At 64.4% G+C, this 16494-nt stretch carries 13 protein-coding genes; 12 read left to right on the plus strand and 1 reads right to left on the minus strand.

Annotated features, from left to right (window positions below):
- Positions 1 to 4 precede the first annotated feature (4 nt).
- The 8 genes from I4X03_RS22010 (at position 5) to I4X03_RS22045 (ending at position 10400) form a co-directional block, all read left to right on the plus strand.
- Complete coding sequence (locus tag I4X03_RS22010; protein WP_223470950.1) at positions 5 to 1282, plus strand: Hsp70 family protein; 1278 nt, start codon at positions 5 to 7, stop codon at positions 1280 to 1282.
- Positions 1283 to 1285: 3 nt separating this feature from the next.
- Complete coding sequence (locus I4X03_RS22015) at positions 1286 to 1927, plus strand: 3'-5' exonuclease (RefSeq protein WP_223470952.1); 642 nt, start codon at positions 1286 to 1288, stop codon at positions 1925 to 1927.
- Between the two features lie 22 nt (positions 1928 to 1949).
- A complete protein-coding gene (locus tag I4X03_RS22020) occupies positions 1950 to 2294 on the plus strand; it encodes a hypothetical protein (RefSeq protein WP_223470954.1) in 345 nt (114 codons plus the stop codon).
- Positions 2295 to 2377: 83 nt separating this feature from the next.
- Entirely contained in the window at positions 2378 to 4411 is a 2034-nt protein-coding gene (locus I4X03_RS22025; RefSeq protein ID WP_223470956.1) for a TonB-dependent receptor, read from the plus strand.
- Positions 4412 to 4648: 237 nt separating this feature from the next.
- Positions 4649 to 6043: a tetratricopeptide repeat protein gene (locus I4X03_RS22030; RefSeq protein WP_223470958.1), complete on the plus strand. Its 1395-nt coding sequence runs from the start codon at positions 4649 to 4651 to the stop codon at positions 6041 to 6043.
- A 190-nt stretch (positions 6044 to 6233) separates the two neighbouring features.
- Positions 6234 to 8336: a prolyl oligopeptidase family serine peptidase gene (locus I4X03_RS22035; protein WP_223470959.1), complete on the plus strand. Its 2103-nt coding sequence runs from the start codon at positions 6234 to 6236 to the stop codon at positions 8334 to 8336.
- Positions 8337 to 8496: 160 nt separating this feature from the next.
- Positions 8497 to 9783 (plus strand): M28 family metallopeptidase, encoded by a 1287-nt coding sequence (locus tag I4X03_RS22040; protein ID WP_223470961.1) that lies wholly within the window; start codon positions 8497 to 8499, stop codon positions 9781 to 9783.
- Between the two features lie 98 nt (positions 9784 to 9881).
- A complete protein-coding gene (locus I4X03_RS22045) occupies positions 9882 to 10400 on the plus strand; it encodes an ankyrin repeat domain-containing protein (RefSeq protein WP_223470963.1) in 519 nt (172 codons plus the stop codon).
- A gap of 104 nt (positions 10401 to 10504) precedes the next feature.
- Here I4X03_RS22045 and I4X03_RS22050 read toward each other — a convergent pair whose 3' ends face one another.
- On the minus strand, positions 10505 to 11080 hold the full coding sequence (locus tag I4X03_RS22050; RefSeq protein WP_223470966.1) for a helix-turn-helix domain-containing protein: 576 nt from the start codon (positions 11078 to 11080) through the stop codon (positions 10505 to 10507).
- 209 nt (positions 11081 to 11289) lie between these two features.
- On the opposite strand from I4X03_RS22050, the gene kbl reads away from it, so the two are divergent.
- From kbl to thrC, 4 genes are all read left to right on the plus strand, one after another.
- Positions 11290 to 12501 carry a glycine C-acetyltransferase gene (kbl, locus tag I4X03_RS22055; RefSeq protein ID WP_223471202.1) on the plus strand — a complete coding sequence of 404 codons (1212 nt, stop codon included), beginning with the start codon at positions 11290 to 11292 and terminating at the stop codon, positions 12499 to 12501.
- 16 nt (positions 12502 to 12517) lie between these two features.
- Positions 12518 to 13480, plus strand: a complete 963-nt coding sequence (locus I4X03_RS22060) for an NAD-dependent epimerase/dehydratase family protein (protein ID WP_223470968.1) — start codon at positions 12518 to 12520, stop codon at positions 13478 to 13480.
- A 41-nt stretch (positions 13481 to 13521) separates the two neighbouring features.
- Positions 13522 to 14910, plus strand: a complete 1389-nt coding sequence (locus I4X03_RS22065; protein ID WP_223470975.1) for an L-serine ammonia-lyase — start codon at positions 13522 to 13524, stop codon at positions 14908 to 14910.
- A gap of 107 nt (positions 14911 to 15017) precedes the next feature.
- On the plus strand, positions 15018 to 16493 hold the full coding sequence (gene thrC, locus I4X03_RS22070) for a threonine synthase (protein ID WP_223470977.1): 1476 nt from the start codon (positions 15018 to 15020) through the stop codon (positions 16491 to 16493).
- Position 16494: the final 1 nt, after the last annotated feature.

Raw genomic sequence — 16494 nt, forward strand, 5'->3', positions numbered from 1 at the left:
TCACATGGCAATTGCTTGCGGAGTCGACTTCGGCACCTCCAATTCCACCGTCGGCTGGATTGGCGAGCGCGCGCCCGCGCCATCGCCCGCCGGCCCGGCATCGGCGCTGCTGATGCTGGAAGACGGCAAGCCAACTTTGCCGTCGGTGGTGTTCTTCAATGCCGAGGATGAAGAGGTCAGCTACGGCCGCGCCGCGCTGGCCGGCTACCTCGCCGGCTATGAAGGGCGCCTGATGCGCTCGCTCAAGAGCCTGCTCGGCACCAGCCTGATCGACGGCCAGACCGAAGTGGCGGGGCGCTCGCTGCCGTTCCGCATGCTGCTGGCGCAGTTTATCGGCGAGGTCAAGCGCCGGGCGGAACTGGCAGCAGGGCGCGAATTCACCTGCGCCGTATTTGGCCGGCCGGTGTATTTCATCGATGACAACCCGGTAGCCGACCAGCTGGCGGAAGACACGCTGGCCGAAGTCGCCCGCTCGGTGGGTTTCCAGCACGTCGCTTTCCAGTACGAGCCGATCGCCGCCGCCTTCGATTACGAATCCCAGATCAGCCAGGAAGAACTGGTGCTGATCGCCGACATCGGCGGCGGAACCTCGGACTTTTCGCTGGTGCGCCTGTCGCCCCAGCGCGCGCTGAAGGCCGACCGCCGCGACGACATTCTCGCCACCGGCGGCGTGCACATCGGCGGTACCGACTTCGACAAATACCTGAGCCTGGACGCGGCGATGCCGCTGCTCGGCTACAAGAGCCTGCTGAAGAACAACAGCGAAATCCCGTCCAGCTACTACTTCAACCTGGCCACCTGGCACACCATCAACCAGGCCTACACGCGCAAGGCTGCCGCCCAGCTGGAAGACCTGGTGCGCGATGCGCAGGAGCCGGCCCGGCTGGTGCGGCTGCAAAACCTGATCGAAGACCGCTCGGGCCACTGGCTGGCGATGAAGATGGAAGAGGGCAAGATCGCATTGTCCGGCGCCGCCACCGCGACGCTCGAACTCGACCGCCTGTCGCCGCCCGACATGCTGACCGTGCAGCGCGACCGCTTTGAAGCGGCGACCGGCCATCTGGTATTGTCTTGCGAACAGGCCGTGACCACGATGCTGGCGCAGGCGGGCGTGGCGCCGGAAGCGGTCGACACCGTCTTCTTCACGGGCGGCTCCAGCGGCGTACCGATGCTGCGCGCGCGCCTGGGTGCGCTGTTGCCGAAGGCCCGCAAGGTCGAAGGCGACCTGTTCGGCAGCATTGGCGCAGGGCTGGCCCTCGATGCAGTACGCAAGTTTGGATAGACGATGATACAAAAACCGATCGTCATGATCGACTTCGAAACCACCGGGCTGTCGCCGGCGATGGGCGACCGGATCACCGAGGTGGCGGCGCTGCGCATCGTCGGCGGCCGTGTCACCGAGCGCTATGTGTCGCTGATCAATTGCGGCGCGCGCATCCCATCGTTTATCACGGCGCTCACCGGGATCAGCCAGGACATGGTCGACAATGCGCCGCCGGTGGCGCGCGTCATCCCCGATCTGCTGGACTTCATCGGCAACGACATGCTGTCGGCCCACAATGCCAGTTTCGACGAGAAGTTCCTGAAAGCGGAGAGCGAGCGGCTTGGCCTGGCCACGGCGCACAGCGGCCTGGTCTGCTCGCTGAAACTGTCGCGCCGCATCTTTCCCGGCATGCCGAGCTACAAGCTGGGGCAGCTGTCAGGCCAGCTCGGCATCCGCTTCCGCAGCGCCGCCCACCGCGCCGAATCGGACGCCGAAGTCGCCGCGGAAGTGCTGAGCCACATCGGCAGCCACCTGGGGGCGACTTACCGCCTGCCGTCGGTCGAGCCGCAGCTGCTGGTGTCAGTCAACAAGCTCGCCGCCGCCAAGGTGCAGGCGTACTTACATAAATACGCGCAGGAAAATACTGCTCCCCACGTATCCTGAGTCGCATTACAATGTCGGCAATATGAGTCGCCAACTGGTCAATCGCATCCTGCTGTCGTTGTTGCTGCTGCTGTCGCAGCAGATGGCGTTCGCGCATGCCTTGTCGCACTGGACCGGCACGCTCGATGTCGCCAGCGCCGAGCGCCATGCCTACGACGGCGACAGCAAGCTGTCGTCGGCGGTGGCCAAGGACCAGACCTGCGACCATTGCCTTGCGCTGGCCCAGCTGGCCGCGCCGCTGGGCGCCGCGCCGCGCACCTTCGTTGCCGGCGGCAATGGCGTCACCGCATTTATCTCCACCGACACCGGCACCCATGGCGCCCGGGTCGTCTGCGGGTTCAACCCGCGCGCCCCACCTCAAGCCTGACAGCGTTGCCCCTTCACAGCGCCCGGCGGCCGCATCGGCCCGCCCGGCGCTCGCCTGTCATATTGTTTTGCTTGAGGTAATCCATGAAATTCCAACGTACGCTGGCCGCCGCTGCGGTCCTGTCCGCTATATCGTCGCTGTCCCACGCCCAGACCATGCCGCAAGGCGAACAAGCGGCCATCCCGAAGGTCGTCGTCACGGCCACGCCATTCCGTGCCGCTGAAGGCGACCAGATCCTGACGCCGGCAAAGATCCTGGCCGGTGACGAACTGCGCGACAAGGTCGGCAGCTCGCTGGGCGAGACCTTGTCGCAGGAACTGGGCGTGTCGGCGTCCGGCTTCGGACCCGGCGCGTCGCGCCCGATCATCCGCGGGCTCGAAGGTTCGCGCGTCAAGATGCTGGAAAACGGCATGGCGGTGTCCGACGTGTCGGGCTTGTCGAATGATCACGCGGTGGCCGCCGAAGGCGCCACCGCGCGCCAGATTGAAATCCTGCGCGGCCCGGCTTCCTTGCTGTACGGCTCGGGCGCGATTGGCGGCCTGGTGAACGTCGTCAATGAACGGATCCCGACGCACCTGGAAGAGAAACTGGCGGGACAGGCCGAACTACGCTACGGCACGGTCGATGATTCGCGCAACGCGTCCGGTTCGGTCGATGGCTCGGCCGGTGCGATCGGCTTCCACGTCGACGGCAACGTGCGCCGCGCGCACGATTACACGATTCCGGGTCCGGCCGCGCTGGGCGAAGACGCGCCGCCGCGCCGCCGGCTGGGCAATTCCTTCACCCGCCAGGAAACCGGCGGCGCCGGCGCCTCGCTGGTCGGCGCCTGGGGCCATGTCGGCGCATCGGTCTCGCTGCTGGACAGCCTGTACGGCATTCCAAGCGGCGAAGGCGCGCGCATCGACCAGTCGCAGACCCGCTATGACATCGACAGCATGGTGAAATCGCCTTTCAGCGGGATGGAAAGCGTCAAGTTCAAGCTCGGCTTCACCGACTACGAGCATACCGAGCTCGATGCCGACAGCGATCCGGAAGTGAAGTTCACCAACCGTTCGCTGGAGTCGCGCCTGGAGCTGACCCACAAGCCTGTGTCCGGATGGCATGGCACCTTCGGCGTCCAGACCGAGAACAGCCATTTCGCCGCCATCGGCGCCGACGGCGGCCATGAAGAGCACGAGGACGGAGCCGCCGAGGAAGAGCACGGCAGCCACGTGACGGTGCCGGCCACCCACTCGACCTCGGTCGCGGGCTTCCTGGTGGAAGAGCGCGAGTTCGGCAAGTTGCGCATGAGCGCGGGCCTGCGCCTGGAATCGGTCAAGCGCCGTCCCGACGGCTTGCTGAAGCGCGACTTCAACCTGACGTCGTACTCGGTGGGCGGCATGTACCCCGTTGCGCCTGGCTACAGCGCCGGCCTGACCCTGTCGGTGGCCCAGCGCGCGCCGGCAACGGAGGAGCTGTACTCGGAAGGCCCGCACCACGCCACCGAAACCTTCGACATCGGCAATCCGAACCTGAAAAAGGAAACCTCGCACAACATCGAGCTGACCGTGCAGAAGACCACTGGCCTGGTGCGCTGGAAAGCCAACCTGTTCGAAAACAAGGTCAACGATTTTGTCTACGGGCGCGTGACCGGCGTGCTGGTCGAGGAAGACGGCGAAGCGCTGCGCGAGCGCCTGTTCGAGCAAGCCGACGCCCGTATCCGCGGCGCCGAAGCCGAAATCGGCTACAACCAACTGGGCCAGGGCCTGTCGATGCGCGCCTTCGCCGACACCTCGCGCGGCAAGCTCGAACGCGGCGGCAGCCTGCCGCTGCAGCCTGCCAAGCGCGTCGGCTTCGACATTGGCTACAAGAAGGGCACGATCCGCACTGGCCTGTCGGTGATGCGCGCGATGGAGCAGGACCGCCTGGCCAGCTTCGAAGCGACCGCGACCCCGGCTTACACGCAGGTCGGCGCCAACTTGTCGTACACGCAGAAATACCGCAACCACGACCTGACCTGGTTCCTGCTGGCGAAGAACTTGCTGGACGATGACATCCGCCTGTCGACCTCGCTGTTGAAGGACCTGTCGCCGCTCCCGGGACGCAACTTCGTGTTCGGCGTGCGCACGCGCTTCTAAACGCGCCGCACGGCCCGCAACGCCGCAAAGCGTTGCTTGCCGAAACCAACCCCGTTGTGAGAGATCATTCCGGGGTTTTTTTACGTCCGCATATCGCGTCACGCCGATAGCACGCTTGTGCGCAGTCAAACCGGCGCATTCTTCACGAATTAAGATTTTATCAATAGTTATCTGTATCGCCTGGCGACTGCCGCCGCCCAATCCTGCAAGTTCACGGCCACGTGCCGGAGGATGCGAATGAACCGCCAGAATATCTCCCGTGAGAACTACCAAACCTATGTGTGGTTCAGGCATGCAGCCGAGGCCGGCGACGCCTATGCGCAGTTCAACCTGGGACTCATGTACAAAAAAGGCGATGGCATCGAGCGCGACTACGCGCGCGCCTTCCGCTGGCTGCGCCAGGCCGCCCTGCAGGGGCTGGCGTTCGCCCAGAACCACCTGGGCGCGCTGTATTACAACGGCCGCGGCGTCCAGAAAAGCGATGTCGAGGCAGTCTACTGGTTTCGCCACGCGGCCGAACAGGGCGACGCCTCGGCCCAGCAAAACCTCGGCCAGATGTACAAGAAAGGCTGTGGCGTCGAGCAAAGCCACGAACTGGCGCTGGCCTGGTTTTACCGGGCGGCCGAGCAGGGCGTCGCCAGCGCGCAGAGCCTGCTCGCCGAGTGCTATCTGTATGGCCGCGGCGCGGCCATCAATTATCCGCTCGCGATGGCCTGGTTCCGCAAGGCCGCCGTGCAGGGCGACCCGATCGCCCAGCTGCACCTGGGCATGATGTACAAGCGCGGGCTTGGCGTCGACGCAAGCGCCGCGCAGGCGCTGTGCTGGTTCCGCCAGGCCGCCGCGCAAGGCACCGCCGGCGCCCAGCGCGAGCTTGGGCTCGCCTATGCCGACGGACTTGGCGTGCGGGCCGATCCGCTGCGTGCCTGCGCCTGGCTGCAGCGCGCCGGCGACCAGGGCGACAAGGAGGCGCAGTACAAGCTGGGCACGATGCTGGCCAACGGCCAGGGCGTCGAGCAAGACGAAGCGCGCGCGCTGGTGTGGTACCAGCGCGCCGCCGAGCAGGGCCACCTGATGGCCCAGTACAACCTGGGCAGCATGTACGCCAACGGCCGCGGCACCGAACGCGACGAGCAGAAAGCCCTTGACTGGTACCGCCGCGCCGCCGAACAGGGCGCGCCGAACGCCCAGTTCAACCTCGGGGTCATTTACGCCACCGGGCAGGGCGTGTCCAAGGACGAAGTCAAGGCGGCCCAGTGGTACCGGATCGCCGCCGAGCAGGGCGACCCCAGCGCGCAGAACAACCTTGGCGTCATGTACGCCAACGGCCAGGGCGTGCCGCAGGACGACCACCTGGCGGTGTTCTGGTACGGCCAGGCGGCCGAGCAGGGCCACGCGCTGGCCCAGTACAACCTGGCCGGCATGTACGGCAGCGGCCGCGGCGTCGCGCGCGACGCGGTGCGCCAGTACATGTGGATGCTGCTGGCCGCCGATGCGGGCGACCAGACCGCCAGCGCCAACAAAAGCATCGTCGCGCGCCGCCTCACACCGGCCGAAATCGGCTCGGCCCTCGACATGTCGCGCCGCTGGGTAATGGAGCACGGCCGGCTCACGCACCTCGAACGCGGCCTGTAAGTACGCGCCACGCTTCGAATTCCATCCGCCGCCGGTGCAACGCCGGAGGTCGCCAGAGGCGGCAATTCGCGCTATCATCTTGTCGGCAAATCCCAGCCTTAAGACTCTTCACCGAAAGATGCCACTACCTATGCAAATGAGACACGCATCCATTCTTGTTGGCCTGCTCGCCGCATTCGGCGGACCAGCCATGGCGCAAGTCTGCGCCCCTGCAGGCGTACCGATCGCCTACCCGGTGACCAAAAAGGTCGACCAGCAGGACAACTACCACGGCACCACCATCGCCGATCCGTACCGCTGGCTGGAAGACGACAACAGCGCAGAAACCAAGGAATGGGTCGACGCGCAGAACAAGGTCACCCAGGCCTACCTCGGCCAGATTCCGGAGCGTGAAAACATCCGCCAGCGCCTGACCAAGCTGTGGAACTACGAGCGCTTCAGCGTGCCGTACAAGGAAGGCGGCCGCTACTTCTACACGCGCAACGACGGCCTGCAACCGCAGTCGGTGCTCTACACCATGAAAACCCTGGGTGACACGCCACGCGTGCTGCTCGACCCGAACACACTCGCAGCCGACGGCACCGTCGCGCTGGCAGGCGCCGCAGTCAGCCCGGACGGCAAGCTGTTGGCCTACGGCACCGCCGCTTCCGGCTCCGACTGGAACGAATGGAAAGTGCGCGACATCGAGACCGGCAAGGACCTGACCGACCACCTGAAGTGGGTCAAGTTCTCGGCCACCGCCTGGACCAAGGATGGCAAGGGCTTCTTCTACAGCCGCTACGACGAGCCGAAGGAAGCGACCAGGCTGACCGGCGTGAATTACTTCCAGAAGCTGTACTACCACAAGGTCGGCACCCCGCAGAGCGCCGATACGCTGGTGTACGACCGTCCCGACCAGAAGGAATGGGGCTTCCGCGCCGAAGTCACCGACGACGGCAAGTACCTGTTGATCACCGCCACCAAGGGCACCGCGCCGAAGTACCGCGTGTTCTACAAGGACCTGAGCCAGGCCGATTCGAAAGTGGTCGCGCTGGTCGACGAGTTCGAAGCATCGTACGACTTCATCGACAACGATGGTCCGGTGATGTACTTCGTCACCGACAAGAACGCGCCGCGCAAGCGTATCGTCGCCATCGACGTCCGCAAGCCCGAAGCGGCCAACTGGAAGCAGATCGTCCCGGAAGCGAAAGAAACCCTGATGGGCGGCAGCCTGCTGAACAACCAGCTGGTCACCGAATACCTGGCCGATGCGCGCAGCATGGTCAAAGTGTTCGACCTCAAGGGCAAGGCGGTGCGTGAAATCGCGCTGCCGGGGATTGGTTCGGCATCGGGCTTCAATGGCAAGCGCAAGGACAACGAAACGTTCTACTCGTTCACCGGCTTCACCAACCCGACCACCATCTACCGCCTCGACCTGAAGAACGGCAAAAGCACGGTATTCCGCCAGCCGAAGGTCGACTTCGACCCAAGCCAGTACGAAACGCGCCAGCAGTTCTACACCAGCCGCGACGGCACCAAGGTACCGATGTTCATCGTGTCCAAAAAAGGCCTGAAGATGGACGGCAGCAACCCGACCTACCTGTACGGCTACGGCGGCTTCAACATCTCGCTGACCCCGGCGTTCTCGCCAGCCAACCTGGCCTGGATGGAAATGGGCGGCGTCTACGTGGTGGCCAACCTGCGCGGCGGCGGTGAATACGGCGAGCAATGGCACGTTGCCGGCACCAAGCTGCAAAAGCAAAACGTGTTCGACGACTTCATCGGCGCGGCCGAATGGCTGATCGCCAACAAGGTGACCTCGCCAGCGAAACTGGCGATTGGCGGCGGCAGCAACGGCGGCCTGCTGGTCGGCGCGGCGATGACGCAGCGTCCGGAACTGTTCGGCGCGGCGATCCCGCAAGTGGGCGTGATGGACATGCTGCGCTTCCACAAGTTCACCATCGGCTGGGCCTGGACCTCGGACTACGGCTCGGCGGATAACGCGGACGAGTTCAAGGCGCTGGTCAAGTACTCGCCACTGCACAACCTGAAGGCGGGCAGCTGCTACCCGGCGACGATGGTCACGACGGCTGACCACGACGACCGCGTGGTGCCGGCCCACAGCTTCAAGTTTGCCGCCGCTGCGCAAGCCGCGCAGGGCGGCGCCGCGCCGATCCTGATCCGCATCGACACCAAGGCCGGCCACGGCGCTGGCAAGCCGACCGCGAAAGTGATTGAAGAAGTGGCCGACCGCTGGGGCTTCCTGGCGCGCGCGTTGAAGATGAACGAGCCGGCGCAAGTCGCCGCCAAGTAATCGGCGACCCGTCGGGTAAAAAAAGCGCACGCGGCTCCGGCCCGTGCGCTTTTTCAGTTTCTGGAGAACGGGCGGTGTATATTCATGGTCCCGCGGCGCCCGCCCGTGTACGGCCATGCCTGTACGTACGAGGCGCCGGTTGACCGCTTCAAGGACCTTCATGACACCGACATCACCCCTGGCCGTTGTTGGCCTCACGCTCGCGCTGGCGGCGCCGCTCGCCTGGGCCCAGTCGCCTTCAACGCCTGTAACTGCGGAAGCCGATCCGGTCGCCGCACTGGTGGGCCAGCTCGACCTGGAGAAGTACAAGGCGACGATCAAGGGCCTGACCCGGTTCGGCGACCGCCGCCAGGGCACCGAGCGCAATCGCCAGGCGCTGGACTGGATCGAGGCGCAGCTCAACGCGTACGGCTGCAAGACCGAACGCCTGCAATACGAGTACACCGAAGCGGCGCCGCGCCCGGCCGGCACGCCAGCGCCGCCGCGCCCGGCGCCGAAGACGGGCGGCGGGCGTGGCGGTCCTCCGGGGCAAGGCGGCAGTACGCTGTTCGGCAACCGCGCGCCGACCGGGGTCAATTCCGATCCGATGCTGCAGGCCGACGCCCGGCTGCGCGCGCTCAATGCCGAGCAGCCGCCGGTGGGGACGTCCAGGCGCGAGAACATCTACTGCACCAAGGTTGGCACAACCCATCCGCACGAAATGTACATCGTCAGCGCGCACATGGACGGCCTCGGCTACGGTGAGGCCGCCAACGACGATGGCTCTGGCACCGCGCTGGTGATGGAGCTGGCGCGCATCCTGAACGCCCCGGGCGTGCACACCGGGCGTTCGATTCGCTTTGCGATCTGGAACAACGAGGAAACAGGCCTGAATGGCGCCCGCGCCTATGTCGAGCAGCGCAAGGACTTGCAGGGGATTGAATCGCCGAAAGGGTCGGGCAAGTTTCCCGAACCGACCTGGCTGGGCGTGATCCAGCACGACATGATGCTGTGGGATCACGGCATGCCGATTCCCAAGCTCGACGCCAAGGGCAAGGCGGTGCTCGACGACAAGGGACAGCCGATCTACGTGTCGCCCGAGGAGCAGCGCGCCGAAGCGGACGTCAATATCGAATTCCAGTCGGCGTCGAAGCAGGCCGAGGCGTCATCGAAACTGGCATGGGTCCTGCACGCGGCTAATGGCAAGTACGCCAGCCCCTATCCGGCGATGGTAGGCCCGCACATGACCAATACCGATTCGGTGCCGTTCATGGACCTGGTACCGGCGGTCTCGCTGCGCGAAAACGAGCGCGGCATGCACATCGGCGCCGGGTGGAATCCCAACTGGCACCAGCCGAGCGACGTCTTCAGCACTTACTCGGACAAGGACTTCATGCTGGGGCTAAATGCGGCCCAGACCACGCTGGCCGGTGTGGCGCAGCTGAGTGGCGCGACGGTCAAGCCCTAGCATTCCTCGCAGGTCGTCCAATGCCGCACGGAAACCGACGACCTCGTTTTGCTGCTTGACGGCATACTATTGCTTCAACAATCAGGAGGGAGCAAGCCATGCAAAGCAGCACAGGAACCCCGGGCGGCGTAATGGACCAGGACGCACTCGATTTCATCCGCAGCGTGTTCGGGCTGGTGCGGTCGGGGGACGACGCTTCCTTGCGCGCCATGGTTGAAAAAGGCCTGCCAGTCAACTTCCGAAACGAAAAAGGCGACAGCCTGATCATGCTGGCGAGTTACCACGGGCACCTGGACACCTGCAGGGTGCTGCTCGACGCAGGGGCGGACCCGAATGTCGCCAACGACCAGGGGCAGACGCCGCTGGCGGGCGCCGCCTACAAGGGCTACCTCGAGATTGCGGAGCTGCTGCTGGCGCACGGGGCCAACATCGAAGGCGCCAGTCCCGACGGTAAAACGCCTTTGATGATGGCGGCGATGTTCAACCGCACCGCCATCGTCGAGCTGCTGCTCGCGCGCGGCGCCTCGGCGCAAGCGGTCGACAGCCGCGGCATGACAGCGCAATCGCTGGCCGCGACGATGGGCGCCGCCGACACCCTCGCGCAGCTCACGGTATAGAAACAGCCTCCCGAGATCAACGGCAACGGCAAAGTTCCAAAATCGGGGACAGACCACCATTTTAGAATCTTCTAAAATGGTGGTCTGTCCCCGATTTTGGAAGATTACCTGTGGACTACGACTAGCAAGGCTTTGGCCTCGGTTTTGCTGGTGTTGCGGATGACGTGGTTCTGGTCCGCCGGGTAGCGCGCCGTGCCGCCGAGCTTGAGCTTGCGCTTGCTGGTGCCGACTTCGACTTCGACCGAACCGTGCGTGACCGTCAGGTGCTCGTTGGTGCCCGGATCGTGCGCCTGCGAGGCCAGCTCGCCGCCCGGCGCCAGGGTCAGCTCGTACCATTCGTACTTGCCGGCCATTTCCATCGGCCCCAGGATGCGCAGCGTGTAGCCGGCGTGCGCGCCGGGCAGGGTGGGGGTCTCGTGGGCGTCCAGCACGCGGATCGTTTCGACTTCGCGGGTGTCCGATGCCAGCAAATCGCCAATCGGCACACCCAACGCGTTGGCAAGGCGCCACGTGATCGCAATGGTCGGATTCGCCTTCTCGCGTTCGATCTGCGATAACATCGACTTCGACACCCCCGCTATCCGCGACAGGTCCTCCAGCGTCAGGCCGCGCGCAAGGCGCAGCCGCTGCAAGGTCGCCCCCACTTCAGGAGGGGAATTGGTCGACAGGGATGTATTCATCAGCACACTTATGTAAGTTGCAAGTTGATGGATTGCCCAAACTGTTGCTTGCCAACTTCAGGCAGCTTGGGTAATATCCATTATATTGAATTTGAGTTCGACATATCGGATTAATGCCAAATGATCGAACAGGTGCAAAATCTGGACCCACGGTACAGCATTGTGCAACAGTCGGTCAAGCGACCGGCACCACCACGACGAGGATAATGATGAGCGAACAAGCCAAAAACGCGTTTTTCAGCGGCCTGCAGCAGAACCTGGACACGCTGCGCGAGCAGGGTCTGTACAAGCCTGAGCGTGTGCTGGCCTCGCGCCAGGGCGCCGAAGTGGTGGCCGACGATGGCCGCACCCTGATCAACATGTGCGCTAATAACTACCTCGGCTTGTCGGGCGACCTGCAGACCCAGCAGGCATCGATCGAGGCGACCGAAAAGTACGGCTACGGCCTGTCGTCGGTGCGCTTCATCTGCGGCACCCAGACCGTGCACAAGCAGCTGGAAAAAGCGCTGTCCGATTTCCTCGGCACCGAAGACACCATCCTGTACGCCGCCGCGTTCGACGCCAACGGCGGGGTGTTCGAGCCGCTGTTCGACGAGAACGATGCGATCATCTCGGACGCGCTGAACCACGCTTCGATCATCGATGGCATCCGCCTGTGCAAGGCGGGCCGCTACCGCTACGCCCACAACGACATGGCCGACCTCGAAGCGCAGCTGCAGGCAGCGACCGCCGCCGGCAAGCGCCACAAGGTCATCGTGACCGATGGCGTGTTCTCGATGGATGGCACCATCGCCCAGCTGGACAAGATCTGCGACCTGGCCGACAAGTACGGCGCGCTGACCATGATCGATGAATGCCACGCTTCCGGCTTCATGGGCAAGACCGGCCGCGGCACCCACGAACACCACAACGTGATCGGCCGCATCGACATCATCACCGGCACCCTCGGCAAGGCGCTGGGCGGCGCGATGGGCGGCTTCACCGCTGCGCGCAAGGAAGTGATCGACACGCTGCGCCAGAAGTCGCGTCCCTACCTGTTCTCGAACACGCTGGCGCCATCGATCGCCGGCGCCTCGCTGTCGGTGCTCGATCGCCTGTCGAAGTCGACCGAACTGCGCGACCGCCTGCACGAGAACACCGCCTTCTTCCGCGCCGAGATCGAGCGCATCGGCTTCACCATCAAGCCGGGCACCCACCCGGTGGTGCCGGTGATGCTGTTCGAGGCGCCGGTGGCGCAAAAATTCGCCGCCCGGATGTATGAGCTGGGCGTGCTGCTGTCGGGCTTCTTCTACCCGGTTGTGCCGATGGGCCAGGCGCGCGTGCGCGTCCAGCTGTCGGCGGCGCATACCCGCGAGCAGCTTGAAACGGTACTCAAGGCCTTCGAACAAGCCGGGCGCGAGCTGGGCATTCTCAAGAACTAAGAACAACAGGATTATCATGGAACGCATTCTCATCATCGGCGCCAACGGCCAGATCGGCAGTGAACTGGTCGAGGCGCTGGCCTTGCAGCACGGCGCACAGAACGTCATCGCTTCGGACATCGGCGCGACCAACGTCTACAAGGCGGCGCGCTACACCCAGCTCGACGTGCTCGACAAGGCAGGCCTGGCGAAGTTCGTCGCCGACGAAGCGATCACCCAGGTGTACCAGCTGGCGGCGCTGCTGTCGGCCACCGGCGAACAGGCCCCGCTGAAGGCGTGGACCCTGAACATGGACGGCCTGCTCAACATCCTCGAAGTGGCGCGCGAGCGCGGCGAAGCCGGCAAGCCGCTGCGCGTCTTCTGGCCGTCGTCGATTGCCGCCTTCGGCCCGAATACGCCAGCCGACAATACGCCGCAGTACACGGTGATGGACCCGACCACGATCTACGGCATCAGCAAGCTGGCCGGCGAGCGCCTGTGCGAGTACTACTTCACCAAGTACGGCGTCGATGTGCGCAGCATCCGCTACCCTGGCATCATCAGCTTCAAGTCGCCACCGGGCGGCGGCACCACCGACTACGCCATCGCGATCTTCCACTCGGCGCTGCGCGGCGAGCGTTACGACTGCTTCCTCGGTCCTGAGACCACGCTGCCGATGATCTACATGCCCGACGCGATCCGCGCAACCATCGAGCTGATGGACGCACCGGCGGAAAAAGTTCAGATCCGTTCGTCGTACAACGTGGCAGGCCTGTCGTTCAATCCAGCCGAACTGGCCACCGCGATCACGCGCGCGCTCCCTGAATTCACCATCGCCTACGCGCCCGACAGCCGCCAGGCGATTGCCGACACCTGGCCAAAGAGCCTGGACGACAGCCGCGCCAGCAGCGACTGGGGCTGGAAAGCCAGCATCGGCCTCGAACAGATGGTCGCCGACATGCTCGACAATATCGACGTCGGCCTGACCAAAGCTGCCTGACCTGCATCACCCAAAACGACAAGACATAAAGAGACAAACCAATGGACATGAGCGTATTCGACCTATTCAAGATCGGCATCGGGCCTTCGAGCTCCCACACCGTGGGACCGATGGTCGCCGCACGCCGCTTCCTGGTCGAATGCGGTTCGCTGGACAATGCGGTTGGCGTTGAAGCGGCCCTGTACGGATCGCTCGCGCTGACTGGCGTCGGACACGCCACCGACAAAGCCGTCATCCTCGGCCTGATGGGCGAAACCCCGCAGGATGTCGATCCCGACGCGGTCGAAGACCAGCTGGCGGAAGTGGAACTCGATGGCAAGCTAAGCCTGCTGGGCAAGCGCGAGGTGCCGTTCAACCGCGCCACCGACTTGGTATTCCACAAGCGCACAAGCCTGCCAGAGCACCCGAACGGCATGCGCTTCACGCTGAAATTCGCCGACGGCAGCCAGGTCGAAAAAGTGTTTTACTCGGTTGGCGGCGGTTTCATTCACGCCGCCGGCGAGGCGGAAGGACGCCCGGATGCTGCCCCGGCGGCCCCGGTGCCGTTCCCGTTCGACACGATGGAACAGCTGCTCGCGCTGGGTAAAAGCGCCGGGCTGTCGATCCCGCAGATGCTGCGCGCGAACGAGCGCGTGCACCTGTCCGACGAAGAACTCGATGCCGGCATCGACAAGATCTGGCACGTGATGCGCGACTGTATCGCGCACGGACTGGTTACCGGCGGCCAGCTGCCGGGAGGACTGAACGTCAAGCGGCGCGCGGCCACGTTGTGGAAACAGTCGGAAGACAAGGGCGGCGACCGCACCAACGACCTGCCGCACGATGCGCTGCACTGCGTCAGCCTGTACGCGATGGCGGTCAATGAAGAAAACGCTGCGGGCGGCCGTGTCGTCACGGCGCCGACCAATGGGGCCGCCGGCATCATCCCGGCCGTTTTGCGCTACTACGCCGAGGACTGCCGCCCGACCGATCCGGTCAAAGGCATCCGCGACTTCATGCTGACGTCGGCCGCGATCGGCATGCTGTGCAAGAAAAACGCATCGATCTCCGGCGCTGAAGTGGGCTGCCAGGGCGAAGTGGGCGTGGCCTGTGCGATGGCCGCGGCCGGACTGGTGGCGGCCCTGGGCGGCAGCAACGAGCAGATCGAAAACGCCGCCGAAATCGGCATCGAGCACCACCTCGGCATGACTTGCGACCCGATTGGCGGACTGGTTCAGATCCCGTGCATCGAGCGCAACGGCATGGGCGCGATCAAGGCCATTACCGCGGCGTCGCTCGCGCTCAAGGGCGACGGCACCCACTTCGTCAGCCTCGATTCGGTCATCGAAACGATGCGCCAGACCGGCGCCGACATGCAGGACAAGTACAAGGAAACCTCGCTGGGCGGCCTGGCCATCCACGTCGTGACCGTGAACCACCCGGCCTGCTAGGGCCGTTGCGAGTTGGGTGGGAACCCACATTGCGTCACCGGGCTATAATAAACGTTCGATTGCAGTGCTTTGTCATCCAGCGTTAGCCCATACGGACGTTCCCACCTATGCATTACGTGTCTACCCGCGCTGCGTCAGCGGCCGAATCGCAAGCTCCCCAGCAGTTCTCCGACATCCTGCTGGGCGGCCTGGCCCCGGACGGCGGCCTGTATCTCCCTTCCGAGTACCCGCAGGTCAGCGGCGCCGAGCTCGATGCGTGGCGCAAGCTGACGTATGCCGACCTGGCCTACGAGATCCTCAAGAAGTTCGCGACCGATATTCCCGACGCCGAATTGAAGGCGCTGACCGCCAAGACTTACACGGCAAAGGTCTACCGCAATGCCCGCGAAGGAGAAGCCGCGCGCGACATCACGCCGCTGCGCATCCTTGAGCAGGAGGGCGACAAGACCTTGATCCTGCAAGCGCTGTCGAACGGCCCGACGCTGGCCTTCAAGGACATGGCGATGCAGCTGCTCGGCAACCTGTTCGAGTACACGCTGGCGCAGAACAACGCGGAGCTGAACATTTTCGGCGCGACCTCGGGCGACACCGGCAGCGCGGCCGAATACGCCATGCGCGGCAAGAAAGGCATCCGCGTCTTCATGCTCTCGCCGCACAAGAAAATGAGCGCTTTCCAGACCGCGCAGATGTTCAGCCTCCAGGATCCGAATATCTTCAACATCGCCGTCGAAGGCGTGTTCGACGATTGCCAGGATATGGTCAAGGCGGTCTCCAACGATCTCGATTTCAAAGCCCGTCAAAAGATCGGCACCGTCAATTCGATCAACTGGGCGCGCGTCGTCGCCCAGGTCGTGTACTACTTCCGCGGCTACCTCGCCGCCACTGACAGCAATGAGCAGAAGGTGTCGTTCACTGTCCCATCGGGTAATTTCGGGAACATCTGCGCCGGCCACATCGCGCGCATGATGGGCCTGCCGATCGACAGGCTGGTCGTCGCGACCAACGAGAACAACGTGCTCGACGAGTTCTTCCGCACCGGCGTCTATCGCGTGCGCAAGGCGTCCGAGACCTATCACACCAGCAGCCCGTCGATGGATATCTCCAAGGCGTCGAACTTCGAGCGCTTCATCTATGACCTGGTCGGCCGCGACGCCGGGCGTGTTCGCGCGCTGTTCCACAAGGTGGAAGTCGACGGCGGCTTCGACCTGTCGGGCAAGCCGGGCAGCGATGGCGACGAATTCAAGCTCGTATCGAACTACGGATTTGTCTCGGGCTGCTCGAGCCACGCGAACCGGATCGATACGATCCGCGAAGTGCTGGACGACTACGGCATCACCATCGACACCCACACCGCCGACGGCATCAAGGTTGCGCGCGACTATATCGCGCCTGGCGTGCCGATGATCGTGCTGGAAACCGCGCTGGCGGCCAAGTTCAACGAGACGATCCTGGAAGCGGTCGGCATGGACGCGGAGCGCCCGGCTGGTTTCGAGGACATCGAATCGCTGCCGCAGAAATTCATCGTCATGCCGCCGGATGTAGAGAAGATGAAGGCCTACATCGCGCAACACACAGGACTGTAAG

The organism is Massilia soli, from assembly GCF_016809835.1.
GTDB lineage: Bacteria > Pseudomonadota > Gammaproteobacteria > Burkholderiales > Burkholderiaceae_D > Telluria_A > Telluria_A soli.

What these genes read in the sequence shown, in the direction of transcription:
- thrC (WP_223470977.1), top strand. Translation starts at nt 15,018, where the DNA reads ATGCATTACGTGTCTACCCGCGCTGCGTCAGCGGCCGAATCGCAAGCT.
- kbl (WP_223471202.1), top strand. Translation starts at nt 11,290, where the DNA reads ATGAGCGAACAAGCCAAAAACGCGTTTTTCAGCGGCCTGCAGCAGAAC.
- I4X03_RS22040 (WP_223470961.1), top strand. Translation starts at nt 8,497, where the DNA reads ATGACACCGACATCACCCCTGGCCGTTGTTGGCCTCACGCTCGCGCTG.
- I4X03_RS22035 (WP_223470959.1), top strand. Translation starts at nt 6,234, where the DNA reads ATGGCGCAAGTCTGCGCCCCTGCAGGCGTACCGATCGCCTACCCGGTG.
- I4X03_RS22020 (WP_223470954.1), top strand. Translation starts at nt 1,950, where the DNA reads ATGAGTCGCCAACTGGTCAATCGCATCCTGCTGTCGTTGTTGCTGCTG.
- I4X03_RS22025 (WP_223470956.1), top strand. Translation starts at nt 2,378, where the DNA reads ATGAAATTCCAACGTACGCTGGCCGCCGCTGCGGTCCTGTCCGCTATA.
- I4X03_RS22065 (WP_223470975.1), top strand. Translation starts at nt 13,522, where the DNA reads ATGGACATGAGCGTATTCGACCTATTCAAGATCGGCATCGGGCCTTCG.
- I4X03_RS22015 (WP_223470952.1), top strand. Translation starts at nt 1,286, where the DNA reads ATGATACAAAAACCGATCGTCATGATCGACTTCGAAACCACCGGGCTG.
- I4X03_RS22045 (WP_223470963.1), top strand. Translation starts at nt 9,882, where the DNA reads ATGCAAAGCAGCACAGGAACCCCGGGCGGCGTAATGGACCAGGACGCA.
- I4X03_RS22010 (WP_223470950.1), top strand. Translation starts at nt 5, where the DNA reads ATGGCAATTGCTTGCGGAGTCGACTTCGGCACCTCCAATTCCACCGTC.
- I4X03_RS22050 (WP_223470966.1), bottom strand. Translation starts at nt 11,080, where the DNA reads ATGAATACATCCCTGTCGACCAATTCCCCTCCTGAAGTGGGGGCGACC.
- I4X03_RS22060 (WP_223470968.1), top strand. Translation starts at nt 12,518, where the DNA reads ATGGAACGCATTCTCATCATCGGCGCCAACGGCCAGATCGGCAGTGAA.
- I4X03_RS22030 (WP_223470958.1), top strand. Translation starts at nt 4,649, where the DNA reads ATGAACCGCCAGAATATCTCCCGTGAGAACTACCAAACCTATGTGTGG.